The organism is Marinobacter zhejiangensis (genome assembly GCF_900114775.1).
Lineage (GTDB): Bacteria > Pseudomonadota > Gammaproteobacteria > Pseudomonadales > Oleiphilaceae > Marinobacter > Marinobacter zhejiangensis.
This window is the reverse complement of sequence record NZ_FOUE01000002.1, coordinates 717,642-742,782: the sequence shown is the minus strand read 5'-3', so window position 1 is coordinate 742,782 and position 25,141 is coordinate 717,642. Positions and strand designations below refer to the sequence as shown.

The 25,141-nt window shown below is 54.1% G+C and carries 30 protein-coding genes; 21 read left to right on the top strand and 9 right to left on the bottom strand.

Features of this window, described 5'->3' with window-relative positions; genetic code table 11:
* Positions 1 to 9: 9 nt before the first annotated feature.
* The 3 genes from BMZ67_RS08755 to BMZ67_RS08745 all read left to right on the top strand — a co-directional run bounded on the left by BMZ67_RS08755 (position 10) and on the right by BMZ67_RS08745 (position 1,494).
* On the top strand, positions 10 to 345 hold the full coding sequence (locus BMZ67_RS08755) for a 3-methyl-2-oxobutanoate hydroxymethyltransferase (RefSeq protein ID WP_342713250.1): 336 nt from the start codon (positions 10 to 12) through the stop codon (positions 343 to 345).
* A 117-nt stretch (positions 346 to 462) separates the two neighbouring features.
* Positions 463 to 987, top strand: coding sequence for an endonuclease V (locus BMZ67_RS08750; RefSeq protein ID WP_092021695.1), 525 nt, complete (start codon positions 463 to 465; stop codon positions 985 to 987).
* Between the two features lie 24 nt (positions 988 to 1,011).
* Complete coding sequence (locus tag BMZ67_RS08745) at positions 1,012 to 1,494, top strand: hypothetical protein (RefSeq protein WP_092021694.1); 483 nt, start codon at positions 1,012 to 1,014, stop codon at positions 1,492 to 1,494.
* A 165-nt stretch (positions 1,495 to 1,659) separates the two neighbouring features.
* On the opposite strand, the gene BMZ67_RS08740 is transcribed toward BMZ67_RS08745, so the two are convergent.
* Positions 1,660 to 2,451, bottom strand: coding sequence for a crotonase/enoyl-CoA hydratase family protein (locus tag BMZ67_RS08740; RefSeq protein ID WP_092021688.1), 792 nt, complete (start codon positions 2,449 to 2,451; stop codon positions 1,660 to 1,662).
* Positions 2,452 to 2,536: 85 nt separating this feature from the next.
* Between BMZ67_RS08740 and BMZ67_RS08735 the strand changes: the two genes are divergently transcribed.
* A complete protein-coding gene (locus BMZ67_RS08735) occupies positions 2,537 to 3,124 on the top strand; it encodes a TetR/AcrR family transcriptional regulator (RefSeq protein ID WP_092021686.1) in 588 nt (195 codons plus the stop codon).
* A gap of 43 nt (positions 3,125 to 3,167) precedes the next feature.
* Here the strand turns inward: BMZ67_RS08735 and BMZ67_RS08730 are convergent, their stop codons facing one another.
* From BMZ67_RS08730 to BMZ67_RS08715, 4 genes are all read right to left on the bottom strand, one after another.
* A complete protein-coding gene (locus tag BMZ67_RS08730; RefSeq protein WP_092021684.1) occupies positions 3,168 to 3,584 on the bottom strand; it encodes a PaaI family thioesterase in 417 nt (138 codons plus the stop codon).
* A gap of 83 nt (positions 3,585 to 3,667) precedes the next feature.
* Entirely contained in the window at positions 3,668 to 4,288 is a 621-nt protein-coding gene (locus tag BMZ67_RS08725) for a LysE family translocator (RefSeq protein ID WP_092021682.1), read from the bottom strand.
* Positions 4,289 to 4,357: 69 nt separating this feature from the next.
* Positions 4,358 to 4,999, bottom strand: coding sequence for an HD domain-containing protein (locus BMZ67_RS08720; RefSeq protein WP_092021680.1), 642 nt, complete (start codon positions 4,997 to 4,999; stop codon positions 4,358 to 4,360).
* Between the two features lie 169 nt (positions 5,000 to 5,168).
* Positions 5,169 to 5,480 carry a monooxygenase gene (locus tag BMZ67_RS08715; RefSeq protein ID WP_092021679.1) on the bottom strand — a complete coding sequence of 104 codons (312 nt, stop codon included), beginning with the start codon at positions 5,478 to 5,480 and terminating at the stop codon, positions 5,169 to 5,171.
* 214 nt (positions 5,481 to 5,694) lie between these two features.
* Here BMZ67_RS08715 and BMZ67_RS08710 point away from each other — a divergent pair, with 214 nt between their 5' ends.
* On the top strand, positions 5,695 to 6,684 hold the full coding sequence (locus BMZ67_RS08710; protein WP_092021678.1) for a GlxA family transcriptional regulator: 990 nt from the start codon (positions 5,695 to 5,697) through the stop codon (positions 6,682 to 6,684).
* 12 nt (positions 6,685 to 6,696) lie between these two features.
* Here BMZ67_RS08710 and BMZ67_RS08705 read toward each other — a convergent pair whose 3' ends face one another.
* On the bottom strand, positions 6,697 to 7,182 hold the full coding sequence (locus tag BMZ67_RS08705; RefSeq protein ID WP_092021676.1) for a DUF2938 domain-containing protein: 486 nt from the start codon (positions 7,180 to 7,182) through the stop codon (positions 6,697 to 6,699).
* 76 nt (positions 7,183 to 7,258) lie between these two features.
* On the opposite strand from BMZ67_RS08705, the gene BMZ67_RS08700 reads away from it, so the two are divergent.
* From BMZ67_RS08700 to BMZ67_RS08675, 6 genes are all read left to right on the top strand, one after another.
* A complete protein-coding gene (locus BMZ67_RS08700) occupies positions 7,259 to 7,660 on the top strand; it encodes a helix-turn-helix domain-containing protein (RefSeq protein WP_092021674.1) in 402 nt (133 codons plus the stop codon).
* 233 nt (positions 7,661 to 7,893) lie between these two features.
* On the top strand, positions 7,894 to 8,268 hold the full coding sequence (locus BMZ67_RS08695) for a hypothetical protein (RefSeq protein WP_092021672.1): 375 nt from the start codon (positions 7,894 to 7,896) through the stop codon (positions 8,266 to 8,268).
* Positions 8,269 to 8,353: 85 nt separating this feature from the next.
* Positions 8,354 to 8,815: a hypothetical protein gene (locus tag BMZ67_RS08690; protein ID WP_092021670.1), complete on the top strand. Its 462-nt coding sequence runs from the start codon at positions 8,354 to 8,356 to the stop codon at positions 8,813 to 8,815.
* A 72-nt stretch (positions 8,816 to 8,887) separates the two neighbouring features.
* The gene (locus BMZ67_RS08685) at positions 8,888 to 9,454 is read left to right on the top strand and encodes a hypothetical protein (RefSeq protein WP_092021668.1); all 567 of its coding nucleotides are present in this window, start codon (positions 8,888 to 8,890) and stop codon (positions 9,452 to 9,454) included.
* A gap of 43 nt (positions 9,455 to 9,497) precedes the next feature.
* Positions 9,498 to 10,508 (top strand): leucine-rich repeat domain-containing protein, encoded by a 1,011-nt coding sequence (locus BMZ67_RS08680; protein WP_092021666.1) that lies wholly within the window; start codon positions 9,498 to 9,500, stop codon positions 10,506 to 10,508.
* 47 nt (positions 10,509 to 10,555) lie between these two features.
* Complete coding sequence (locus BMZ67_RS08675; protein WP_092021665.1) at positions 10,556 to 10,993, top strand: hypothetical protein; 438 nt, start codon at positions 10,556 to 10,558, stop codon at positions 10,991 to 10,993.
* Here BMZ67_RS08675 and BMZ67_RS08670 read toward each other — a convergent pair.
* Positions 10,970 to 12,178, bottom strand: a complete 1,209-nt coding sequence (locus BMZ67_RS08670) for a winged helix-turn-helix domain-containing protein (protein WP_092021663.1) — start codon at positions 12,176 to 12,178, stop codon at positions 10,970 to 10,972. The two genes, BMZ67_RS08675 and BMZ67_RS08670, sit on opposite strands and share 24 nt — an antisense overlap.
* 222 nt (positions 12,179 to 12,400) lie before the next feature.
* Here BMZ67_RS08670 and BMZ67_RS08665 point away from each other — a divergent pair, with 222 nt between their 5' ends.
* The 4 genes from BMZ67_RS08665 to BMZ67_RS08650 all read left to right on the top strand — a co-directional run bounded on the left by BMZ67_RS08665 (position 12,401) and on the right by BMZ67_RS08650 (position 16,878).
* A complete protein-coding gene (locus tag BMZ67_RS08665; RefSeq protein WP_092021661.1) occupies positions 12,401 to 13,453 on the top strand; it encodes an NAD(P)-dependent alcohol dehydrogenase in 1,053 nt (350 codons plus the stop codon).
* Between the two features lie 263 nt (positions 13,454 to 13,716).
* Positions 13,717 to 14,499 (top strand): DUF5602 domain-containing protein, encoded by a 783-nt coding sequence (locus tag BMZ67_RS08660; protein WP_092021660.1) that lies wholly within the window; start codon positions 13,717 to 13,719, stop codon positions 14,497 to 14,499.
* Positions 14,500 to 14,624: 125 nt separating this feature from the next.
* Positions 14,625 to 15,239, top strand: coding sequence for a TetR/AcrR family transcriptional regulator (locus BMZ67_RS08655; protein ID WP_092021658.1), 615 nt, complete (start codon positions 14,625 to 14,627; stop codon positions 15,237 to 15,239).
* Positions 15,240 to 15,252: 13 nt separating this feature from the next.
* Positions 15,253 to 16,878, top strand: a complete 1,626-nt coding sequence (locus BMZ67_RS08650) for a phytoene desaturase family protein (RefSeq protein ID WP_092021656.1) — start codon at positions 15,253 to 15,255, stop codon at positions 16,876 to 16,878.
* Positions 16,879 to 16,890: 12 nt separating this feature from the next.
* Here BMZ67_RS08650 and BMZ67_RS08645 read toward each other — a convergent pair whose 3' ends face one another.
* Complete coding sequence (locus BMZ67_RS08645) at positions 16,891 to 17,697, bottom strand: TlpA disulfide reductase family protein (RefSeq protein WP_092021654.1); 807 nt, start codon at positions 17,695 to 17,697, stop codon at positions 16,891 to 16,893.
* A gap of 228 nt (positions 17,698 to 17,925) precedes the next feature.
* Between BMZ67_RS08645 and BMZ67_RS08640 the strand changes: the two genes are divergently transcribed.
* The 5 genes from BMZ67_RS08640 (at position 17,926) to BMZ67_RS08620 (ending at position 23,316) form a co-directional block, all read left to right on the top strand.
* Positions 17,926 to 18,924 carry a DUF2860 family protein gene (locus BMZ67_RS08640; protein ID WP_217642472.1) on the top strand — a complete coding sequence of 333 codons (999 nt, stop codon included), beginning with the start codon at positions 17,926 to 17,928 and terminating at the stop codon, positions 18,922 to 18,924.
* Between the two features lie 164 nt (positions 18,925 to 19,088).
* Positions 19,089 to 20,156 (top strand): hypothetical protein, encoded by a 1,068-nt coding sequence (locus tag BMZ67_RS08635; RefSeq protein ID WP_092021652.1) that lies wholly within the window; start codon positions 19,089 to 19,091, stop codon positions 20,154 to 20,156.
* 70 nt (positions 20,157 to 20,226) lie between these two features.
* Positions 20,227 to 21,270 (top strand): linear amide C-N hydrolase, encoded by a 1,044-nt coding sequence (locus BMZ67_RS08630; RefSeq protein WP_092021650.1) that lies wholly within the window; start codon positions 20,227 to 20,229, stop codon positions 21,268 to 21,270.
* A gap of 18 nt (positions 21,271 to 21,288) precedes the next feature.
* Positions 21,289 to 21,996, top strand: a complete 708-nt coding sequence (locus BMZ67_RS08625; protein WP_092021648.1) for a penicillin-insensitive murein endopeptidase — start codon at positions 21,289 to 21,291, stop codon at positions 21,994 to 21,996.
* A gap of 117 nt (positions 21,997 to 22,113) precedes the next feature.
* The gene (locus tag BMZ67_RS08620) at positions 22,114 to 23,316 is read left to right on the top strand and encodes a helix-turn-helix transcriptional regulator (RefSeq protein WP_139214344.1); all 1,203 of its coding nucleotides are present in this window, start codon (positions 22,114 to 22,116) and stop codon (positions 23,314 to 23,316) included.
* Positions 23,317 to 23,335: 19 nt separating this feature from the next.
* On the opposite strand, the gene BMZ67_RS08615 is transcribed toward BMZ67_RS08620, so the two are convergent.
* Positions 23,336 to 24,028, bottom strand: a complete 693-nt coding sequence (locus BMZ67_RS08615; RefSeq protein ID WP_092022131.1) for a zinc metallopeptidase — start codon at positions 24,026 to 24,028, stop codon at positions 23,336 to 23,338.
* A gap of 108 nt (positions 24,029 to 24,136) precedes the next feature.
* Between BMZ67_RS08615 and BMZ67_RS08610 the strand changes: the two genes are divergently transcribed.
* Entirely contained in the window at positions 24,137 to 25,135 is a 999-nt protein-coding gene (locus BMZ67_RS08610) for a DUF6635 family protein (RefSeq protein ID WP_092021644.1), read from the top strand.
* Positions 25,136 to 25,141: the final 6 nt, after the last annotated feature.

The following is a 25,141-nucleotide window of genomic DNA, read 5'->3' as shown; positions in this document are numbered from 1 at the left end:
CTTATTGCTTTGGGTTTGCTGCCCTACGGGACGGATGCCCAAACGATACAAGAGGCTGGCGTATTCATGGTGGTGCTTGAACACATTCCTTATGCACTGGCCGGTGACATTACCAGGGCTTTGTCGATTCCAACGATTGGGATCGGTGCTGGTCCAGACTGTGATGGACAGGTTCTGGTGATTAATGACGCACTGGGGCTCGGTGACTACTGGCCTCCGTTTTCAAAGCAGTATGCTTGGGTCAGCAAGACCGTTTTGAATGTTGCAACGGGTTTTTCTGAAGAGGTGGAGTCGATGAAATTTCCTAGTAATATCATCCAGTTTACAGGAAGGAACAAACGTTGAGGTCACAGTCTCGGGGGCAAGCCCTGCTTTTGCCTGCTCCCGAAACTAGCGAGCCTATCGCACAGGGCGAGAAGATGACGATGGGTTTTATAACGGGTTTTATAAAGGGCTGTGTGCATGATACTGGCGATTGATGTCCAATATAGTGAACAATCCGCCTTTATTGGTGGCGTTTTGTTCAGCGATTGGGAGGCACAAACACCAATCGCGGAATACGTATCAACATTGCACGATGTCGAAGAATACGTACCTGGCAACTTTTACAAGCGAGAACTGCCCTGCATCCTGAGGCTGATCGATGAGCACAAGCTAACGCCTGCGTGTATCGTCATAGACGGCTATGTCTACCTTGATGGCAACCAGAAACCCGGCCTGGGAAAACGGCTCTTCGATGCTCTTTCGAACGACATTGAAGTTATTGGGGTCGCCAAGAAAGCGTTTTCGGGTATAGAGCCAAATTATGAGATACACAGAGGCGAGAGCAAGAACCCGCTGTATGTCACGACAACGGGAGATCTGGACGCGGCCAAGCGCCATGTTTCAGGTATGTTTGGGAAGCACCGCATTCCGGTTCTGCTCAAGCGTGCAGACCAAATCTGTAGAGCCGCCGCTAACAAACCCGCTACGCACCCCTGCCCCTGACCAACAACGATCGAGCGTAACGCTATGGATATACCAAGAGAACTTCAGGCATTTTTGAGCCAAAACATCCCCCCATCACGACAGATCGACATAGGCTTCGAGCTATTCGAATTTCCTGATGCTGAACAGCTGACCCGCTTCCAGGAAGGTTATCGATGGCACGGGTTAACGGGAGAGCGTTCAGAGAACTGGAAGGAACACTGGATCGTGTTTGGCGCCTCAAATGCGGACCCATTGATTTATAGCGCTGAGAACCACCAGGTACTGTTTGACCGCCATGGCGCGGGTGGCTGGAACCCCGTTTTATTGTTTGCCAGCCTGGGTGACATGCTCCGGTGTTTTGGCGAACTGTCCGACATAGTCGCTGATGCCGGCGACCAGCTTTACGACGACGACTTTACTATTCAGCCTGAGTACGTGCAGGCCATGAAAAGTACCATTGTCCGTCAGGTCGGGCCGGAGCACGGCAATAAGGTAATAGAGTGCCTTGAAATCAGGGAGTACTAGTCCTGAAGCCTTCATAAGGAATGGAGCACAAGGCTCTTAGGGCGGAGAGGATGCACAAACAGACCCGGGGTAGGCACTGCCTTGCACGTCAAGCCCTCCCCGGCTTCACGGACAGAAGAGAAAAAAGCAAAAGACAGCACCTGCCCCCAAGGTTCAGCGCGACCCTTATTGCCCCGTATAAACGGGCTTTCGGCGCTCAATCCAGGCCTCCAGGCCTGCAATAACATCCTCAGTCTGGACCATACGTGCGAACTGCTCTTTCTCTATTTCAAGCCCCTCCCCAATAGTCGTATTTAGGCCCCGAGTTACTGCGGAAATAATGCGGGCGGCAGCTAAAGGGGAATGCTGCAAGATACGATTAGCCAGTTGAATAGCTGTTGGTATCAGCTCGTCATGGGGAACAACCTGGTTGACCAGGCCCATTTCATACGCGCGCTCAGGCGAAAAACTGTCGCCGGTTAGCAACAGTTCTAAAGCACGCTTTCGTCCGGCCAGCCGGGGCAAGCGCTGGGTTCCGCCAAACGTAGGGGGAATCCCTATGTTAATTTCAGGCTTTGCGAACACAGCATTTTCACTGGCAACAGCCAAATGTGCTGCTTCGGTAATCTCACACCCGCCACCAAATGCAATGCCATTCACCGCAACAATAATTGGTTTTGGGAAGGACTCGATCCTTGATGTCATGCATTGCCCTCGACGCACGAACTCTCTAACCGCAACATCGCCTCCTTGCTTGATGCTTTCAGTGAATTCGTGAATATCCCCGCCTGCTGAAAAGGCCTTATCTCCCGCTCCCGTTAAAATTATGGCGCGAATGGAAGGGTCACTTTCAATGTCATCAAGCAGTTCCATCAGCCGATCGTTAATCGCGTAATTTAATGCGTTTAGTTTCTCTGGACGATTTAATATCAGCAGCGCTATTTCACCTATTCTTTCGTAAAAAATAATCCGCTTCATCACGTAATCCTCACAGGTTATTGGCTGTTGAAAAAAGGATATTCGTGGACTAGGATTTTGTACACTCACTATACGGTATACACAAATGACTGATACAAAAAACAACACCAAAAGGCGCATCATAGAAGCTGCTAACTCTCTGTTTTATATGACAGGAATCAGGGCAACTAGCGTTGACGCAATTGCAGAAAAAGCCGGTATCACCAAGCGAACTCTGTACTATCATTTTCAAAGCAAGGATGAACTGATTACTGAGTACCTAAGCTCCAGAGATCAATTAAACCTTCACGTATATAAGAAATGGTTTGATGAGCAGGAAGGTGATATCACAGATAAAATTCGAGCGGTGTTTAATGGCATTGCCGAAATCACAAGCCACCCCAAATGGCGGGGGTGCGGGTTTCAGCGTACTGCGGGCGAACTTGCCAATAAACCAGGTCACCCGGCTATCAAAGCAGCGTCGCTACACAAGAAAAATGTTGAAAGTTGGTTATCCGAGGAATTCTGTCACGGCAGTCTTAAAAATGCAGAAGTTACGGCCCGGTACGTTTTTCTCTTGCTAGAGGGGGCATTATCCACGATGCTGGTTCATCACGATCCGGTCTATATACGCGAATCCGGAAACGCTGCGGCATTGCTAGTCGCTCATGAAATGCCCCCCGAGGACCATTAAACTTCTGCATAGACGTAGTTTGTAGAGAAGTTAAAATATCCAATCAATTTTTGGGCTTATTTGCTTTATTGATTGTCCCCTGTGCTACCGCGACCAAAACCTCAGTATCATTGTTGAGTGCATAGACTTTACAGTCACATACAGCTTGCGTTTTACCGTGCGATATCACACTGGATTTTGCAATTAACTTCTGACCAATTGCTGGTCGAACATAGTTAATTTTGTACTCCGACGTTACGCTATCACCGAGTACAGAACCTCCGGCATAAGTCAGGCAGTTATCGGCCAAATAGCTCACTATACCGCCATGAACAAAGCCATGCTGCTGTTTTAAGTCGTCTTTGACCACCAAACTGATTTCTGCGCTACCTTCTTCAAAAAGAGTTAGCTCTGCTCCAATTAACTTGCTAAAAGGTTGCGACTCTAAAATAGATTTACCAAACTCAAATAGATCACTCATGAAATTATTTCTTCCTTAAATTAACACCCGCAACACCGCCATCATTGGAGCGCAGCGATTAGTCTACCCGCAAGCTTGCCCGTTCATTCACGGTGGGCGAGTAGAAGCCCAACCCCGGCGCAGCCAAGCAACCCCGCGCAAAGCCTGTTGAACAATTTCCGTAACGAGGGGCGGGAAAACCAGTGGCCCATTGCTTTTCCAAAAAAGGCATACCCCGCAATGGCTACCCATTCAAGGGTTATAAACAGTCCACCTAGAATCAAAAATTGCATTTCAATTGAACCTGCCGGGTCAACGAATTGGGGCAGGAATGCGGTAAAAATCAGGATAGCCTTGGGATTTCCAGCCGCCAGAAAGAACTCCTGTCTCGCTAGCTGAAACAGGCTTTTTCCACCCACTGCGTCCTGTTCTCTGTCGGAAGGGTCGGCAGTCCATAGTTGGTATGCCAACCAAAGTAGATAGAGCCCGCCAGCAACCTTTATTGTGAGAAACAACGTTTCAGATGTGTATAACACGGTTGCGAGTCCCGTCGCAGCCAATGTAATCATACCCACGAAGGCTAAAAGACGACCTACTCCTGCGCAGCAGGCCGCCCTTGCCCCGTAACGTCTTGCGTTTGCCATAGAAAGAAGGTTGTTTGGACCCGGCGCCATGTTCAAAGCAAAGCACGCAGGTATGAACAGTAGGATGGTCGTTAAGGTCACAATGAACGCTCCTTCAAAACACGGCATTATGGGGGCACACCAGCAGTCTGCCCTGCCTCACAGATACACTCAACCGTGCCAGGCCGAGCAACGGATCACACTGCAAAAATTTCCGCCGTGAAAATGCGGTTCCTTATCAGAGATCACATCGGCCTTCACGTTACCAAACGTGGTGTCCGGCTTATGTTTGATGCCGTCATAAAACGACTGAATAATTTCTTCTTTAAAGCCAGGGCTACGTGGAAAGGCGTTGACGACGGCCTCTCTGTCATCATCGCTGTAGTCCTGGTAGGTCAGCCCAAGAACATCCATTTCAACACCTGCAGTGACAAGCGCGACAACAGGATGCATATGGACCGGAATACCTGGCGTGGTATGCAGCGCAATTGCCGTCCAGACGGTGTAGACGTCTTCTTCAGGTATGCCATAGCTACGGAGGAAATCGCGAGCAGCATTGGCTCCATCCACCTCGAACCGCTCCTGTTTACTACTGTGGCTCGGCATCAGGCCAATGTCGTGGAACATGGCCCCGGCATACAGCAACTCGCGATCAAACTGCAGCCCCCGCTGTAAGCCGGCTAGCGCGCCAAAACAGTACACCCGGCTCGAATGGTTGAACAGTAACTCTGTTTCAGTATCCCGGACATATTCAGTTACTGCCCTGGCCAGCCTGGAGTCAGGAATGTAAGCGCCTTTACTGATTAACGACATGTGTATCTCCTTTCGATTTTGCGTGTACAGATAGAATAGAGGGGGAGACACCATGTCCTCAATTGACTTGATACGTCTATAACAGACATATTCAGGCTGAGCAAGCCGTCAAGGGTTGTGCTTGATCCGGGCTTGCGAGGCCCTCCAATCGAAAGAGTTCATAAAGAACTCAATCACTCATAAAATCCGGTGAAAAATTATCGACCACAACAGGCGTTTCAAGGTACGTTATTTCCGGCTCCGACCCATATTTTTCTAAAACAAACTTCTTCCAATGCTCGGTGTAAACTGCCTCGGCATCCTTACGAGATCTCCAGAGATAAATGCCACCAACCGTATATCCATCATCAGAAATGACATAGCATTTTATAAACAGACCTTCTAATCCCTTGTATTTATGAATCGTGGTCTGAAAAATACGCTTTGCCTCATCCAAAGAAACCGGTTTCGAAAGCCTAAACTTTGTTATAGCAGTAATCATAATGCGCACCACCTATAATCAATAAATAAAAAATTAACCCTGATTACTATCAAAAAAATATTAATAACAACAAATAAATACACCAAAAGTATCACTGAAAATACAGCATTTCCCATAAGTTTTTTAATATACAAACAGGATAAAAACGAGATACCATGACCTCAACAAACTTAGTGCTTCAATTAAGGACATTTTCAGACTAAAACAGCCGCAAATGGATATAGAGACAAAAACAATCGTTGTAGTGACCGTGCCCGGCGTACAACTCCTCGACGTATCCGGGCCTTTGGATGTCTTCGCTGAGGCAAATGTGCAGGCTGGATATCAAGCATACCGACTCGTCGTAGCGGCAGAACAGCCAGGGCCAATATGCAGCTCCTCAGGGGTACGTCTTGAGCCGGACCTGATCATCTCCCACGGCGTTGAGCCGTCCATTGATACGCTGTTGGTTGCTGGTTGCCCAAACGCAGCCGAGTATCGCGCTGGCGATGCAACAACCAACTGGCTTAAACAGGTGATCCCCAAGGTAAGGCGTTATGGTTCCGTCTGTAGCGGAGCATTTTTCCTTGCTGCGACGGAGTTGCTTCATGGGCGGCGAGTCACGACTCACTGGGCAGTCGCTGACCAGCTGGCACAAAAGTTCCCCGAATTAATCGTTGAGAAAGATGCCATTCATATTAGCGATGGCCCTCTTCGCACCGCGGCTGGCGTAACAGCCGGGCTGGATCTCGCACTGTCGCTTGTGGAGGAGGATCTAGGGAGCAGTATCGCGAAACGGGTCGCGAGCCAGCTAGTGATGTTCTTCAAACGCCCGGGCGGCCAGATGCAATTTAGCCGCAATCGTGAAGCCGCGCTGGCAGGCCATATGGCGCTCCAAGAGCTACAACGATGGATCGCGGCTAATCCACATCTTGACCATAGTATTTCTACCCTTGCCCAGCGTCTGAATCTTAGCCCACGCCACTTTTCACGAATGTTTCGGAGTGAAGTTGGTGTCACTCCGGCAACATGGATCAAGGAGGCGCGAGTTAATGCCGCACGACACATGCTCGAGCAGGGACAGCTTGCACCTAAACAGGTAGCGGCGCTTTGCGGGTTTGCTGATTCTGATACGTTCAGGCGCGCTTTTGTTCGGCTCGTTGGAGTTACACCCGCAGAGTACCGAAAACGCTTTGCATCCAAACTCGCCCCCCCTAATTCCTGATCTGATTTCAGATTAGTTCAACAATCGCAGTGCCCAGCCTGATGCATACAGCCCCAGTCCAAACACTGCATGGGTTAGGAGACTGTGCAGGCGGGCCGTAGCAGGGTTGGGTGTTCTGGATGCTGCTATTCCCGCCCCCATACCAGGCTGCATTAACAGGAACGGTGCGGCCACGGTGCCGATACCAACCGCGAGCGCAGGTCCAGGCGTCGGGTTGTGAATCCACGACGTCCCCGATATCCCGATTAACATGGCTGCAAATGCGATGCCTATCAGGTAATGAGCCCCCCACCCTATGACGTTTTCTCCACGCATCGGAGAAGACGCAGCAATGGCGTCATGGCGAAATTGGCCGCGGGGCATGTAAGCGATCCAGCGCCCCACCATCCCATAGTTTGGCGGTGGGACCCCGAGCAGCGGTTTACGCACGATCCCCCAGATGTCCATCACTGCGGTTGCTCCAACACCGATACCGACTACGGCTAACAGGTCGTTCATCCTTCCCCCTTTGTTTGTCTGGATACCGAACCGGTGTTAGCGTACGACTTAAAGTCGACTTGAGGTCAAGGGGTTTATGGACATCGCTGAAGTAGCCAAACGTTCTGGCTTACCCGCATCGACATTGCGCTTTTATGAAGAGAAAGGATTAATCCGTTCTATTGGCCGGCACGGGTTGCGCCGGGTATTCAACGCCAATGTGCTTGAGCGATTGGCGCTGATCGGACTGGGCCGCACCGCCGGCTTTTCGCTGGATGACATTGGTCGCATGCTAGGGCCTAAAGGCAGCCCGAATATCGACAGAGCGTTGCTGCTGAACAAGGCCGATGAGCTGGACAGGACCATTCAGCAGCTCACCGCAACCCGGGACGGGCTCCGGCATGCTGCTGCTTGCTCTGCCCCAAGCCACATGGAGTGCCCGACATTTCGTCGCTTGCTCGGCTTGGCAGCATCTGGGGGGTTAAAGGGAGCGGGTTAAAGCGAGCGGGTTAATGTCGATTTCTCTCGTGAATATCTCTCAGCCAGCTTCGTTCTGGTGGAAAAACGAGCGAATTGTCTAAAAAAGGTTCGCTTCAGCACTTTTCAAAGTATGGAAATATCCTTATTTTACAATTTTTTAGTGATCCCCTGACCCATTATGACAGCCCAATGCTCTATCATGGCCCCGCAGTAATTTTTCACCTTATATAACCTACTTAGAGGTACACGATCATGATGGCCAGAGCAGTAAAACTGGCGGGTGCGCTATTGGCAGCAGTCCTTTTGGCGGGATGTTCCGATGCGCCGAGCAACAGCGACATCGAAGACGCCCTGAACGCACTCAACTCGGAAAGTTTTACCGAGGTAACAGACTTTGAAAAGGTGAATGGTTACCCTGAAGGCGAGCATAGGTACGTGGTTGAAGTGAACTATGAGATCACCTTCACTCAGGATCTGGACGAACTGATCACTGAAGCGTCCGGCATGGAACGGATGGCACTTGGCATGCTTAAGATGGCTGTGGGAAATTTTGAGGAAGGCGATACGATGGAAGACTCCACCTCCATCACCTTCGTTGATACTGAGAACGGTTGGCGGCCCCTGTAAGCTGCTGACTATGTCTGCGCCCCCGCTCGGGGCGCCCGTTTTTCCAATCAGAAGTGCGCTTTTCAATTAAAGGAATGATTGTTTCTTGCGCCCCGATTTAAGCCCCCTGGTTACCCCCTCCCCGGCTCTTCAGGCGGGCGACCTGCTGGACCCCGCCCAGTTCAAGGCGATCTTCCTGCTGCACCCTGACCACGAATTCGAGTCCTATCCGGTGGACCCCCTGACGGATGAGCAACTGGAAAGGTTGGGCGGGGATGCGGTTTACCTGCGTTTCTCCCACATGCTGGTGTTCCAGCATGCGTTGGCCCATGAAGAACTGAAGCCGTTGATCGCGGCTTTCTGTGAGGAGCTGGTGGAGTTCAGCGACGAATACGGCCTGAAACGCTTGTACGTACCCCTGCTCAACATCTATCGCGACAAGGACAAGGTTGACCCCGATGACCCTGCCATGTTCGCGGCGCGGGAGAAAAAGATCGCGGCCAAGCTCAGCGCTGCCGTTGAGTTACTGGAAGAGGAACACAGGGAAACGTTCCTGAGCTTTATCTAAGCCCGAACGGTACACAGCAACCCATCAGCCAACCCTGCCTGGTGCGGGGTTGGCAAACAGGACAACAAGGTTATGAACACAGAACAACAGATGACGGATTATTTGCAGGGTTTGACGTTACCGGAAAAACTGCTGCCGTTAATCCGCTTTGACCGACACGCCGCCGGTAATGACTTCTTTTCCCAGGGGTTCGAGTTCCGCATCGATAACGACAAAGCCGGACTGAAAACCTACTCTGAAGACCCGGCCTTTCTGGATTCGCTCTATGAATTTGCGACTGCAGACGGCACCGGCTCCGGTTATTGCTTCTGGCTGAAAGACGGCAATACCAATCTGGAACAGGCTCCAGTGGTGGTGTTTGGCAGTGAAGGAGGCCATCATGTGGTTGCCCACAACTTCGATGAATTAATGCAGCTGCTGACCTTTGATAGCGAAGCGATGATCGACTGGGACGAAGTCTGCTATTACAAAGACCCGGATGATTTTGAACCCAGCGCCGAAAGCGACACCTATCATCATTGGTTGCAATGCCACTTCGGTATCAGCGTGATCGACGATGCCGATGCCATTGTCGCCAGCGCCCAGGCTACCCATCAGCAGGCGTTTCGGGAGTGGGTCGCCCGGTTTTATCAGGATTAAGCTGGATTAAACCACTGCCAATGTGAATAGCAGGGACTGCTCTATGACAGACAACAAAGACGAGTTCACGCTCTATCGCGAGAAAGCGATCGCCAGACAATCAGAAGGGGTTGTTCAGGGCTTCATGGATTTGATGAAGCAGGAAGGGCATCTCCGAAGTGAAGACGTAAAGCCGTCCCACAGTTTCTGGTATTGGCGCCCGAACAATGACTTCCCACCAAAATCGATACGGTACCCGTCAGACTATGATGGCAGTGATCGTATTCATATCGTCTGCACTCAAACAGAGCTGAAACCCAGCGAACAGAAAAAGCTGGTTAAGGCCTGGTGCGAGGCATTACCAAGCCTGGATGCGGTCGAATACGTTTGGTTTTCATCTCGTACAACTCAAGAGCTTTTTGACGCTGTGTGCGATATGAAGTCTTTAAAAGGTCTCTACATAAAGTGGAGCGGCATTACATCCATAGACAACATCGTTAAGGCTAAAGGGCTTAAATACCTGCATATTGGCAGCTCGCCATCGCTGGCCCCCCTTGACCCTCTGGCCCAGTTACCCAATCTGGAATGGCTCGAACTGGAAAACATAAGAGCGTGTTCAGATTTGTCATTTGCCAAAAAACTGACCGGATTAAAGGGTCTTTCTATCGCGGGTGACGGGAACAGCATAAAGTACCTGAAAGCCAAAACGCTTGAGCCACTAACGGCCCTACAAAACCTTTACTGGCTATCGCTTTATACGTTACTGGTTGAACAGGATGGACTTGCCCCCCTCGCACAGCTTAAAAAACTTAAATACCTATTCATCAGTAACAAATACAAGATGGAAGATATAGCAGCTCTGGCGGGAGCAAGGCCTGATATGGAGTGTGACTTGTTCAAGCCTGTATCCGGGGCCCTTAACCTTGTCACCTGTAAGAAATGCGGTGAGAAAAAAATGGTATTACCGACAGGAAAAGGCAAGCCGTGGATGTGCCAGGTTTGTGATACCAAGAAAATTGAAAAACATACTCACCAGTTTAATGAGATAGCCAATAGCTATTCAAACGGGTCGTGAATCGGATCACCCACTTTGCCTACCCCACTCTCATGGAAGGACCACAGATGTCATCAGGATACGATCTATACCAAAGCCAGGCGTTCAGGGATGAACTTGAAAAATGCCAGGTGTTCTATCTGAAGCACCCAAGAGGCGGGCATTACAACGATGGATTTGAACTGCTTGGGGTCATTGAGACTGGCAGTGCGGAAGAATTACTGGCACTTCTGGGCATCCTTGGGGTACCTCATACCCTCCACAAACAAAAGCCAGAGTGTTGGTGCCCCCCGCCCTTGGAAATCGGGGGCGAAACCTTGTGGCTGGAGTATGAGAATCGCTTTGAGTGCTTTGGTTTCCCCGCCTACGTAACCGTTGGTACGTCGAATAATACGGTGGAGTTCAACTTTAACTCCATCAGTTGTTATGACGTCACGTTAGACGATGTAAAACGTGCGGTCGCTTTTGAAGAGGCATTGCGATCACAGGGGATCCTCAAGAACTAGACGGTCTGCCAAACACTTCGGGTAGACCTCAGACACCCTCACGGTATCGCAGTTCTGAAACTGGCGGAATTGCGCAACCGCATCCACCAGGGCCGAGATGACCTCGTCGTCGTCATGGCTGTGCGGTTCCAGGTGCAGAGATTTGATTTCCAGCTGCCGGATCTTCCGGTGGGCCTTGCAGTCCATGCGGCCAATAAATTCGTTCCGGTACAGCAGTGGCAGGCAAAAGTATCCGTATTGGCGCTTGGCTTCAGGCACGTAACATTCTATCTGGTAGTCATACTGGAACAGGGTCTTGAGCCGGTCTCGCTGAATAACGCTGTTGTCAAAGGGCGACAAAATCCTTAACCGGTGGTTCAGCCGCGGAAGGTCCTGTTCAAGGGCGCCGGCTTCCACCAGGAAGACGTCACCACCACTCACCTTGACCTGTTCCAACGTCCCCTGCGCCAGCCGGTCATTGACCAGTGCCTTTACCGCCGCGCGCAGTTCCGTGTTACGGCGCTGATAGGTCAATCCCTTAAGCGACACCAGCCCGTGGCAGCGCAGCTGTTGATCGATGAGATGCGTGGCAAACTCGTCCGTACGGGGCATGTCGGTATTGACGTGGGCGGGCAGTACCCGCTCGGTCAGGTCGTAGGCTTTCTGGAAGCCCTCCCGGCTGCTCACCATCAGTTCGCCTTCCATATACAACTGTTCAAGGGCTTTCTTGGCGGGTTTCCAGTCCCACCATCCAGCCTGCTTGCGGGTGCCGGCTTCCAGATCCCGGGACCTTATAGGCCCGTCGGAGCGGATGCGGGCCAGCAGTTCCCCCATCAACTTTCTGTCCGGGGTTCGGAACCAGTGGGTTTGCCCACTCTTGATGGCATGCTTGTAGGGTAAGGAGTATCGAAAATCGTCGATTGGCAGAAATGCGGCCGCGTGAGACCAGTACTCGAAGATGTCGCGATTGCGCAACATGCGGTCGATCATCACCGGCTCAAACCCGGGCACCCTGGTATGAAGCACGTGATGGTGAGCCCGTTCCACCACCGAGATGGTATCGATCTGGACATACCCTATGTGGTTGACGGCTCTGCGTGCACCCGCCAGGCCTCGGCCAAAGGGCTGGCTCTGTAACAACCCCTGGGCACTCAGGGCAAGGCGACGTAGTCTCGCCAGATCCTTTGGCTTTTCGATCTCAATCATGGTCCTGCCACCTGGCTGCCGTCCCTCGAAAGGTAGGGACTTCCCTGACTCGCACCCTATTGGAATTTTGGTTAATTTTGAAAGCTGATCCACTTTTTTCGCAAACAACGACGCACATGTCCAGGCCCAATCACTGAGCTGGTAACATAATGGAACTTATCTGGTGTGAAGATGGTCATGCTGATGGTGTTTTTTAATCCGAACCACTTGTAAGGAGTCTCTATGAAAACGGTTGGTTATGCAGCGCATTCCTCCGATGCGGAAATGGTGCCTTACCATTTCGAGCGTCGCGCCTTGCGGGCAAATGATGTGGCCATTGAAATTCTTTACAGCGGCATCTGCCATTCCGATCTGCATACGGTCAACGGCGACTGGGGGCCACAGCCCTACCCGCTGGTCCCAGGCCACGAAATCGTTGGCCGGGTGCTGGAGGTTGGCCCAGACGTCACCAAATACAAGGTCGGTGATCACGTCGGCGTAGGCTGTATGGTCGACAGTTGCCAGGCATGCGATCAGTGCGATCACGGCGAAGAGCAATATTGTCGTCATGGTATGACCGGGACCTACGGCTCGCCCGATCGTATCTCCGGCGAGATTACCCAGGGCGGCTACTCCAAGCACATTGTGGTGCGCGAAGAGTTCGTTCTGCGCGTCCCCGATGGACTGGACCTTTCACGCGCAGCGCCCATCCTCTGTGCCGGTATTACCACCTACTCGCCACTGCGGACCTGGAATATCGGCAAAGGCAGCCGGGTTGGTGTGATTGGTCTGGGCGGTCTGGGACACATGGCCGTTAAACTGGCGGTGGCGATGGGCGCGGAAGTCACCGTGCTGAGCCGCTCCACCAAGAAAGAAGACGAAGCCAAGGCAATTGGGGCTAAGGGCATTCTGGCCTCAACCGATGCAGAAGCCATGGCCAAGGCAAAGGCATCCATGGATTTGATCATCGATACCGTACCGGTCAAACACGATGTCACTCCCTATGCGCCGTTGCTGGATGTGGACGGCACCCTGGTGATCGTCGGTCAGGTCGGCCCGATGAGCGGGTTCATGTCTGTGCCCATGATCATGGGGCGGCGCCGTGTTGCCGGTTCACTGATTGGCGGCATCAAAGAAACCCAGGAAGTGCTGGATTTCTGCGCCGAGCACAACATTCACCCAATCTGTGAAATTATCCGTCCCGATCAGGTCAATGATGCCTATGAGGTGATGACCAAGGGCGATATTGCCCACCGCTATGTGATGGATATGTCGTCGTTGTCCGTAGAGGACTGAGCATCCGGTAAGCCGGATGGCGATGATCGTGACAAACCTGATGTTCAGGCGGCACACGCCGTTTGACCGTCGGGTCTGTCCCGCCTCAGGTAACTTCTATCGGGTTCACTGCCGAACCTGACGCAACGACACATCAAATTCTCCTCCCGCCGTCGAATCTGGTGATATATTGATCAGATGCGACCACACACTGGTTCGCTGGCTTCCTGTTCATATCCGCCGTTGAGCGTGCCGAACGGCATTGGTCATTGAGGAGTGAGCTCATGAACACGGTTCTTTGTCAGCTTCGCATCACTCGGTCCATTCATACCCTGGCCTTTCTGGCTCTTTCCGGCTTGGCGTCTGCCTCCGAGCCATCGACGTTCACCGGCACACCGGTTGCCGTAGGTGACGGTACCGCCCATGTCATGGTGACAACCAACGACATGAACGAACCGGCGTCCGTATCGGTGGTCCTGACCAAAAACGCACTCCAGGGACTTCCCGAAATCCAAGGCGACCAGGTAGCTTGGGAATTCACGCTTCCCTTGCCGGAAAACGGCCCCAATACCGGTTACCAAAACGTCGTTCTTGACTGGAACCCTGTCGGGCACCCGCCAGAAGGCGTCTATTCAGTCCCTCACTTTGACGTGCATTTCTACCTGATCGGCGATGAAGAGCGTGAAGCGATCACCTTTCAGGGAGAAGGCAATGAACCCGCCTTGTCAGCTCCGGACCCACAACTGCTGCCCGATGGTTATGTCATTCCGCCCGATACCGCCGTGGATCAGATGGGCGTGCATGCCCTCGACCCTGGCGGCGAAGAGTTCCAGGGCCAGCCATTCAGCCACAACATCATCTATGGCTATTACAAAGGCCAGCTGATCTTTATAGAACCCATGCTGTCCCTGGCTTTACTCAAGTCGCTGCCAGACATAACCGCAACGGTGCCCCGGCCTGAGAGATACAGCTTTCCCGGGTGGTACCCGGCGACCTACCGGATTGGGTTCAATGTCGGGAGCGGTGAATACACCATCGCACTCGACAACCTTCAGAGGTTCGACTGACCCCAACACGTCAACTGCCAACCCCATCCAGACACCCCGGACGCATCCCGGGGTGTCTTTTTGATTGACATCCATCACAGCCTTTGATGTTATCACCGTTAACTTTGTTAACGGCGATAACATTTATGTCCCGACCCGCGTACCACCATGGCGACCTCCCCCAGCAGGCACTCCAGCAGGCACTGGACACCCTGCGGGCAGAGAGCGATACCGCCATCAGCCTGCGGGCCATCGCCAAGCACATCGGTGTCAGCGCCCCAGCGCTCTATCGCCATTTTGCAGACCGTGAAAGCCTGTTGGCCGAGCTGGCGATTACCGGGTTCATGTTGTTAAGAGACCGGCTAAGGGATCGGTTGCGGCAGGTGGATCAGGCCGATTCCCGCCACGCGCTGCTCCATATCGGGCTGGCCTACATATCTTTTGCGGAAGACGAACCCAATCTGTACCGGCTGATGTTCGGCGGGCGGATACTGCCCAAAGGCGCACACCCTAGATTGGACGAGGCCGGGCTTGAGGCTTTTCGGGTACTCGAGGACACCGTAGCCAGGGGACAGAGCGTGGGGTATCTCAAGCCCCTCCCCTTGCCACTGATGACTGCCACCGCCTGGTCGATGGTGCACGGGCTTTCCGAACTGACCATCGACGGCCACCTCCCCGGCGCAGATATTGAACCAACCTTAGCGGAGAGCGTTCTTACGCTACTCCTAGATGGCTCCAGGAACGAACAACAAAACCAATAAGAGGAAACCACCCATGAGCAGTCCCAAACCCAGTACCATCCGAGTCGGCAATCGTTACCGGGCCAACCGCCTTAACGGCCCCTACGATGCCATTGTCATCGGTTCCGGCATTGGCGGTCTCACCGCTGCAGCCTGCCTGAGTAAACTGGGCAAGAAGGTGGTGGTTTTCGAACAGCATTACACCGCAGGCGGTTTCACCCACAGCTACGATCGCAACGGCTACGAATGGGATGTGGGTGTACATTACATCGGCGATATGGGGTCGGATCACACCCTGGGCAAGCGCCTGTTTGACCACATTACCGATGGTCAGTTGAGCTGGGCTCCCATGGACGACCATTACGATCGCATTTTCCTTGGCGACAAACACGTTGACCTGGTGGCCGGCCCAGACGCCTTTACCGCCGAGCTTAAGGCTGCGTTTCCCGGTGAGGAACAGGCGATCGACACCTACCTGTTCTACCTCAAGCAGGTCTCCAGTGCGATGCCCGGCGTTGTGCTCGGAAAAGTGCTGCCCAACCTTTTATCCAGCCCCTTCCGGGCGCTGGCCAAACGCAAGGCACCCGAGTTCCTGAACCGAACAACGCGGGAAGTGCTGGAAAGCCTGACGGACAATCAGGAGCTGATAGCCGTTCTCGCCGGGCAGTGGGGCGACAACGGCCTGCCCCCCGCAGAATCCAGTTTTATCATCCATGCCCTGATCGCCCGCCACTACCTGTACGGCGGCTACTACCCTATCGGCGGGGCCTCGGAAATGGCCAAAACCATCATCCCAGTCATTCAACAGAGCGGTGGTGAAGTATTCACCTATGCCGATGTGACCGACATTCTGATTGAGGGCGGCAAAGCCACAGGCGTCCGCATGAAAGACGGCGAAGAGGTGCGGGCACCACTGGTGATCAGCAATGCCGGTGTGTTCAATACCTTCAGCAAACTGCTTCCGGCCAATGCGCCACACCTGGACTACTACCAACAGAAGCTGAAACACGTAAAGCGCTCGATGGCCAGCGTGTGCCTGTATGTCGGGGTTCAGGACACCGCCGAGAACCTGGAGCTGCCAAAAACCAACTTATGGATCTATCCCGGATCGGATTACGAAGGCCAGGTTCAACGATTCCTGGATGACCCGGAACACACCGATATTCCGCTGACCTATATTTCCTTCCCCAGCGCCAAGGACCCCAGCTTCAACGAGCGCTACCCAGGCCGGGCCACCATTGAGATCGTCGCGCCAGGCCCCTACGAGTGGTACGAAGCCTGGGCTGACAAAGCCTGGGGCAAGCGGGGCGACGACTACGAGGCCAAAAAAGAGGCCTACGCCCAGAGACTGCTGGAAAAACTTTACGAAAAGATGCCTCAGGTGCGGGGCAAGGTGGACTACTACGAACTGTCCACCCCGTTGTCCACGGACTATTTCTGCCGCTACGAGCATGGCGAGATCTATGGTCTGGACCATACCCCCGAGCGCTTTGAGCAGGATTGGCTCAAACCGAAGACCCGCATCCCCGGCCTTTACCTGACCGGGCAGGACATTATGACCTGTGGCGTAGTGGGCGCCATGATCGGCGGACTCCTGACCACCGTAGCGGTCAGTGGCCTTAAAGGCCTGCCGTTGGCAAAACGTATGTTTGTGGGCTAAGCAGCAACAGGCTCAGTCAAAACGCCCCAGGTTATGCGCCAGTGAGGCCGCCGACAGTTCTCCCATATGAGCACTCACTTGCCGGCCTTGGGCGTCGTAAAACAGGGTGGTTGGTAGCCCATGGCTACCCGTCGCCTGCCCCAGGCTCGCGTTGGTGTCGGTGAGCATGTTATCCAGTGATAACCCCTGCTGGCTCATAAACTGCCGGATGGTCTCCGGTTGCTCCCCCTGATTGACAAACACAAAGGCGATGTCCGAGTGATCCTGCTGGGCCTTTTCCAGCACCGGCATTTCCCGGATGCACGGCGGGCACCAGCTGGCCCAGAGATTCACCACCATCGGCCGGCCACCCGCGACGTCGGCCAGGGTAACAGGACGGCGGTCGAGATCGGCGAGCGCTGTCGCCGGAACCGCCCTGGCCGAACCTTCCACCAGAGTAATGAGCAAGGTCAGCGAACCCCAGGTCAGCAGACCCGCGGTGGCCGCACTGCCAAGCGCGCGCCGGATCGCTGGCTGGCGCCAGAGCTTCCAGGCCAGCACGACAAGGGCGCCGCTCACTCCGGAGATGATGTCGAAGCCGCCGTCGCGGATATCGATGATGCCCAACAGGTCGTTCTGATAATGATCGAAGTAACGGACCACAAATCCGATACGGGCCGCCAGCATGGCGGCCAGGAAGATGTCCGACAATGGCCCGCCAATGGGGATCCGCTCCTTGCGGCCAACGATGGCACCAACCACCAACGCCATGATAAACCCCAGAACCAACAACACATGCCCCAGCGGCAGCGCAAGTGGTCCAATGTTAAAACTTAGCATTGAGTCTCCTTTCGGGATTGGCCTGCAGGCATCAGGCCGTTCATCCACGCCTCAGCAAATACGTCACGATGGGCCCATTGTGCCAGCGATCTCGGATCAACTGGGCCGGGGTACGTACAAACGCTAGTAGTTATCACCTTTCTAATACAGATAATCGTTAGCCTCCTAATTTATGGTGGAACCGTTGGCACTAGCCAGCCCTGCCCAAGAACTCCACAGGAGGAACCCGTGAAAAGACTATCCTTGGTTGCATTAGCCCTGGCGGGGGCGACCGGTGCTCAGGCAGAGATCATCAAGATTCCTGAACAATCCGGATTTTCGGGACACGTTATGGCCGGAGCCCAGTATCTTGGTTACGAGTCTAATTTCTACAAGGGGCCGGACACCGACAACAACCTCCACAACGGGCTCACCAATTCACCGGACAATAACACCATGGCCCGCCCTATCCTCGGCGGCGACGTGCGTTACACCTTTGCCGAAACCCGAACCCAGGTCTTTCTGGGGAACATGATCCAGGATGCCGTGCGTTTCGACTACGCCCAGCAGCTCGGTGTTCGTCAGCAAATCGGAGACCGGGGTATTGTCGGCATTGGCTATGTGTTCAGTCTTCAGGACGCTGAAACCTGGGAAGACCCCTACCAGGTCGGCAACCGTACCGAATCCGATGTGGAGTCCGACGGGGCACGTTTTTCCTGGGACCAGATTTGGGGAACAAGGTTCAACGCCTCATACACCTACCGTGATATCGACCTCGACAACGAACAAAGCGGGTTGAGCCAGGGGCTCAGTGCCGATGAGATGACACTGCTCGATCGGAACGGACAGAGCCACCGGTATAACGTTTCCTATGACTGGGTGGTGGCTCCGGGGCACGTGCTACGGCCAGAACTGGTCTACACCCGGGCCGATCTCGACGGTAAAGCCGTTAGCTATGACCGTACCCGGTTTCAGGTCACCTATGGTTACAACTCTGAGCGCTGGTCTTTGGCAACCAATGCCTTCTACGGCCAGACCCAATACGATGAGGTCAATCCCATTTTTGGCACTGATGCGGACTCCGACCAGTTCGGCATAGGTTCGTCGTTTTTCTGGCACAACCTGTTCGGCGTCAACCACCTGAGCGGCATGGTCCTGGCCCATTACATCCAGTCATCCGCGGATTCGATCGCCTTTTATGATGCCTATGCCGGCAGCCTGAGTCTGGGGGTGATGTACCGCTTTTAGCCTCGATACTCTGTCTGAAAGCCCGCGTTCCCGCGGGCTTTTTATTTCGCCGTATGAGAGAGTGGTGTGTCTTTGTATCGGTGTCGTGTAAAAGACATCAGATTGATTTATAACTACCTTTCGGCTCTCGCTCATTGGGTTCTCTGCCTTCAACAGGTAAAGCGGTGAAAAGACTTCTGCTCATAACCGGCATGGCATTGCTGGTAGCGTTAATCGTTACCCTCAGCTCCATCCCGATGCCTATTGAGGAACGGCTGATCCGGATTCAGGCGACCGATACCCTGCGCGACTTTCCTGATATCGAAGACGCCTCGCCCGAGTTTCAGGCCACCCTGCTTGATATGGCGGATGACGAGTTACTGCTGGTTAAAGCCCGTGCCGCGTATCTGCGCTACCCGCTCATGAGTCAGGAGATTTTTCCCCTTTACGGATCCGAAGCAGAGTTCCGGGACATCCTGCGGCGCTATGGCGACAACGTTCTTCCTCCCATCCACTACTTTCTGAGCAGGCCGATCGGCTCCATAGAGCTGATGAACGATCTGACCAACACCTACCAACGGGCCTGGGACTATGTCACCCGTAACGACAGTGCCGTACCCGTCGAAGCCACCCAGCTCAGTCCGGAAGACCGCGGCTGGTATGCCGTCCGCTTCATTCAGGAAGAGGGTCACGACTTCCTGGGGCAGTTTATTGTCAGCCCGTTGGGTGAGGTCACCTGGGTACGAACGGAACGGGTGCTGGAGAATATCAATCAGTTTTTTGCCAGCGGCATCCGCAACCTTGAAATCAAGCACCGTACTGGCGAAGACCTGTCCGCAGGTGACATTGGCTGGGCTTCGGTGGATGTCGTCATCTTCGCAAGTACCTTGAAAGTGCTCAAGGTCGGCCGGGCCGTTGCCTTTTCCTCCCGTGGCGCGACTCTGGGTACCCGCTCAGCCGCATTGACCACCCGGCTTGCCAATAGCGGTCGCCTGTTGCTGAGTTCCGCCCGATACGCCAAATGGCCAGCGGTCGTAGGCATTGGTTATCTGGTCGTCTCACACCCCAGTGTTATCAGCGATGTTCTGGCCGAGTTGGCTGAGGTCTTGGGCTACCCGGTTATGCTGGTGCAGTTCCTCGGCTGGTTTCTGATACTGCTGCCAGTGCTCTTCATCGGCAGCTGGGTCTACCGACTCATTATTCACCCCATGGTGGCAATGCTAAGAAGCCTGCTTGCCATCAAGGCAACCTAGCTGGCCCTTGAGGCGCAGGCGGTAGCCCGTGCCTGCAGGGTCTAGAGATGATTGAAAAAGGAGATCAGTCATGAAAAAGAAAATCGGTGCCTCCATCCTCGCGTTCGTCTGCTCATTAATGGTCTGGACGTCCGCGATAGCCTGTACACGAGCGGTCTATCAAGGCCCCGATGGCATGACCGTCACAGCCCGCTCCATGGACTGGAAAGATGAGATTCCTGCCAACCTCTGGCTGTTCCCACGGGGAATGGAACGGCACGGTGCCGTTGGCCCCAATTCTGTCACCTGGACTTCCCGGTATGGGAGCGTCGTCGCAAGTGCATTCGATATCGCCAGCACTGACGGCATGAACGAGAAGGGCCTGGTTGCCAATCTGTTGTGGCTCGCAGAATCCACGTATCCGGAATTTGGCCACGGTCAAACGGGATTGAGCGTTGCCGCCTGGGTGCAATACGTGCTCGACAATTTCGCAACAGTCGAAGAAGCGGTGGAAGCACTGCGCGATGAGCCCTTTGTGGTGGTTTCGGCAAATATTCCGGGGACCGCCAGGTTTGCCACGCTTCACCTGTCGTTGTCCGATGCCAAGGGCGACAACGCGATACTGGAATACATCGACGGCAAGCTCGTTATCCACCACGGCATGTCGTATACCGTGATGACAAATTCCCCGATTTTTGAGCAGCAGCTGGCACTGAATGAATACTGGAAGCAGATTGGCGGCCTGACCATGCTTCCGGGAACCAACCGCGCCGCAGACCGCTATGTACGGGCGTCGTTCTATATGAACGCCATCCCTCAAACCAGTGACCCGCGGATCGCCGTGGCCAGTGCGTTCAGCGTTATCCGCAACGCCTCTGTTCCCTTCGGAATTTCCTCCGAAGAGGAACCGAACATTTCTTCAACCCGCTGGCGGTCCGTGTCTGACCAGAAGAACCTGATCTATTTCTTCGAGACCGCACTCACTCCCAATACATTCTGGGTGGACTTGAAGAGGCATGATTTCAGTGAAAACACAGCCGTCAAACGGCTCCTGCTCCAGAATCACCAAATCTATACCGGCAACGCGCTCGACAGTTTCGAGGATGCCACACCGTTTCCATTTGCGGGCCTGTAGGGCCTTCAGGTGCATTGCATGAAGCCAGCCCCCGCAGCTAATGCCTTGAAACTCGCGCTGTTGATTACCGCATTGTTTCCCTCCGCCGTCCAGGCAGAGGGGAGCACTTGTTTCGGAACCACCTCGGCTGGTCACCTGGAAGCCGGTGTGCAGCTTCCTGCCAGTGGCGAGAACTTCACCGGATACAGCACACTCGCCAGGTGGGCAGGCCGAACCTATGTGCACTCAGACGTGCGAGATATCGTCGTGGCCGCCTACGAAACACTAGAGGCTGAGCACCCCGAAAAGGTCTACAAATACGCGGAAACGGGCTTCCGTGAAGGCGGTGAGTTCAGCCCCCACAAAACCCACCGCAATGGCCTTTCGGTCGACTTTATGACACCGGTGGTGGATGACGCGGGTCATTCGGTGCACCTGCCTACCACACCATTCAACAAGTTCGGCTATAACATCGAATTCGATGACATTGGCCACTACGAGGGCATGAGCATTGACTACGACGCTATGGCAGCCCACATCGTAGCACTGCATAAACAGGCCATCAGCCGTGGCTTCGATGTCTGGAGGGTGATCTTTGACCCAGAGCTGCAAGCACCGCTCTACAACACTCAGTATTCGGATTACCTGCGGCAAAACATCGAGTTTTCAGCGCGGCGGTCCTGGGTGAGGCATGATGAACATTACCATGTAGATTTCGAGGTTCCCTGCCAACAGACCGGCAGGTAATCAGGTTGCAGGGAATGGCAGATTGGCCTTTTGTTATTCATTATTTTAAGTTAGCTTTCGTACAGATTTCGAAAGTTACCCAATGACCACTTAAACACTTGGGCCACGAACGCTGCTGTGAACAAAAATCCTGTATCCAACCACTCTCTAAACCCGCCAGAGCCATCCATGGCGTTTTCCGGTGACGATACAGCCATCGACATCCAGGACTTTGCTGGCTACAACCAACTGATCATCACCCTTTATCGCTGCCTTAACAGCAACCAGGGATTCCAGCCATTTTTCGAGGAATTTCAGAAGCAGTTCCGCTGCCTGCAAGGCGGCATACTTGGGTTAACCCACCGCCCCATCAGGATGATCTTTGGCTGGACCTTCGGGTACCCAGAAGGTTTTGAGCAGTGGTTCCTCAACAGTGATCTTCCCCAACAGGACGCCGCGCTCCTGCATTTCAGCGCCTTACCCCCCCGACAGTTTGACTCGTTAACCGGTTGCAATCCCGAGGTTGATATTCTGGACCTGGTGGGCGAGAAAACCCGTGCCTGGGCGGAACAGGCAGGGCTCGGCGACAGCGCCGGCATGCTGGTCAGTCGCAGTGATGACTCCCAGGTGGTGTTTCTTGCCAACCGACACCGGAGTGAAGGGCACTACACCCCCAAAGAGCTGCTACAAATGAACCTGCTGGCGCCGCATATTGAAAATGCAGTCAGCCTGTTTCAAACGCTCTATCAGTCACGCACGGAAAACGAAACCCTGACCATGGCGCTGGATCACGTCAGCAAGCCAATGATCGTATTTAACGAACTGGCGCAAGTGGTGCAGTGCAACTCGGCGGCGGAAGCGATTGTAGTCACTCACCCCAAGCTGTTCGTCTCTGGCAATGGGGAATCCCGGCTCAGAAGCCGCAGCGCCGAGTTCAACCGGAAGCTGAACGACGCCATTCTCACCAGTATCTTTAACGCCCGCCATGGCATTCAGGAAGTGATTACCCTGTTCGACCAGGCCGGGAATGAGCGCATTGCGGTATGCATCACGCCACTGGCCAACGAGCAGTCCGGGAGCTTTGGGGCACTGGGGGAAATCATTGCATTCCAGGCTTCCAGCCCACCAGACCTCGACAAACTGACTCAGCTGTTCGATTGCACCCAGGCCGAAGCCCGAACGGCATCACATTTGATGCAGGGGCTCACTGCGGATGAAATTGCACGGGAAGAGCATCTGTCGATTCACACGGTTCGTGAATACATCAAAAGCCTGTTGGCGAAAAACGGGTATCGCCGTCAGGCCGAGCTGGTCGGAGCGCTGGTACGCGCCCTTGGGTAGACGGGCGCTCCGGGCCGTGTCAGCGGATGGCGCCACGCAAAATGGTGAGCCAGCGGCCGAGCCGCAAGATGTCCACCAGGGCGGCGGCAACATAAGTAAAGGCTGCCGCTTTCAGAACGCTGTTCGCGGCCTGGTACTGCTCCTTCCGAATGTAGTCACCTTTCACCAGAATCGGTAGCGCTTTGTTAAAGCTGGCATCCAACTCCATGGGCAAGATGATGAACTGGATCAGCACCGAGGCCAGCATGGCTGCGACACCAACCACCCCCATCACAATGGCCGCATGAGGCACCTTGAATATCGCCAAAACAAGGGGAACCGCAAAAAAGAAACCTACGGCCAGTTTCTGGATGCTATTGGCAAGAGGCAGGTAACGGTGCCTTAAATGCGTGATCGCTTCCTGACGGTGGTACTGGATGGCATGGCCCACCTCATGGGCGGCAACCGCAAGCGCGGTGATTGAACGGCCATTGTAGATATCACCAGACAAGCGAACCGCCTTGTCCACCGGCGAATAGTGATCACCAAGATCGGTGGCTTCAACGCTGACCCCCGATAACTCGAACCGGTTGATCAGGTGTTGCGCCAACTCGCCGCCCGTACCCGGTATGTCATCGTCGTGGGCGCCATGCTTTCGCATCACCTGTCGAATCCAGACGTGCGGGCCATAGATCAATAACAGCAGAAGAACAAACGCAATAATAAACAGCATTTCCATTGCTTCTCGATAGGAACCTGCGAAGAGTATACCAGCCCCTAGGCGCCATTTTCTCAGTACGGTAGGCTTACCACCACAGATTTGCACACCCACGGGCCATCCATGAATTCAGCAGCCACCCCTCCAGATCCGGCCGAAGCCGAGACCAGAGCCATCATCCGGCAGGCCATCAGTCGCGGTGCAGCCCGTTATGTCGAGGGGTGCGAGTCCAGGGTCAACGATTTCGTCCGCGAGCACTACTCGCTGCGAGGCGCCCTGCGTATTCATGCCCATGCCATCGGCTGGGACATTGTGCGAGTGCCGCTCAATATCCTCTGGTCCGTCGTCAACCTTCTGCTCGCACTGCTGGGCTTTCTGGCGGGGCTGGCTCGCCTCCGGAAACTCCAGCAGTGGATCAGGCGTATTCCCCCTGGGTTGGTGACGGACATGGATCGCCAGATCAGCTGGCTGGTGGTGACGGAGTTGCTTCAGCTTCCCTATCAGCATGGAGGCAAAACCAGCGACCGGGATGCACTGATGGAGGAGATCGTCAAAGACCCGGCTCTGCAACAGCTGCTCAATGAGAAACTGGAGGCGTTCCAAGGCCCCTCAGGGGACCCGGACTTCCGGAGCAAGCTGCAGACAAAACTCGCAGAGTACGGTGCAACCCGCACTGGATCGGCAGACCTGGTCAGCAATGTCACGCTGCTGATCACCAGTAAGGCGGTGCTGGGCCAGGCATCCTTCGGTGCCCTGAGCGCCGGCTCGGCAGTTTCAGCCGTAGTCGCCCACTCGGTGGCGGTGTCGAATTTCTGGCTCGGCTCGACCATTGGGGCCTACTACTATGCCCTTGTCCCGGTTGCGGTCTCGATCCGGCTGATCATTGTGGTCACGGCGGTTCTCGCCCTCGCCATGGCGCTGATGTCCACCTTTATAGGAATCATCACCGACCCGATCCAGGCCAGGCTGGGACTGCACCATAAGCGGCTCAGGAAGCTGATTGCCGCCATCAATAACGATCTTCAGGGCAGTGAAGACTCTACATTTGCGTTGAGGGAGAAATACATGGGGCGGCTGTTCGATATCGTCGATGTGCTGACCGCCGTTGGGCGTGCCCCATAATCTAAT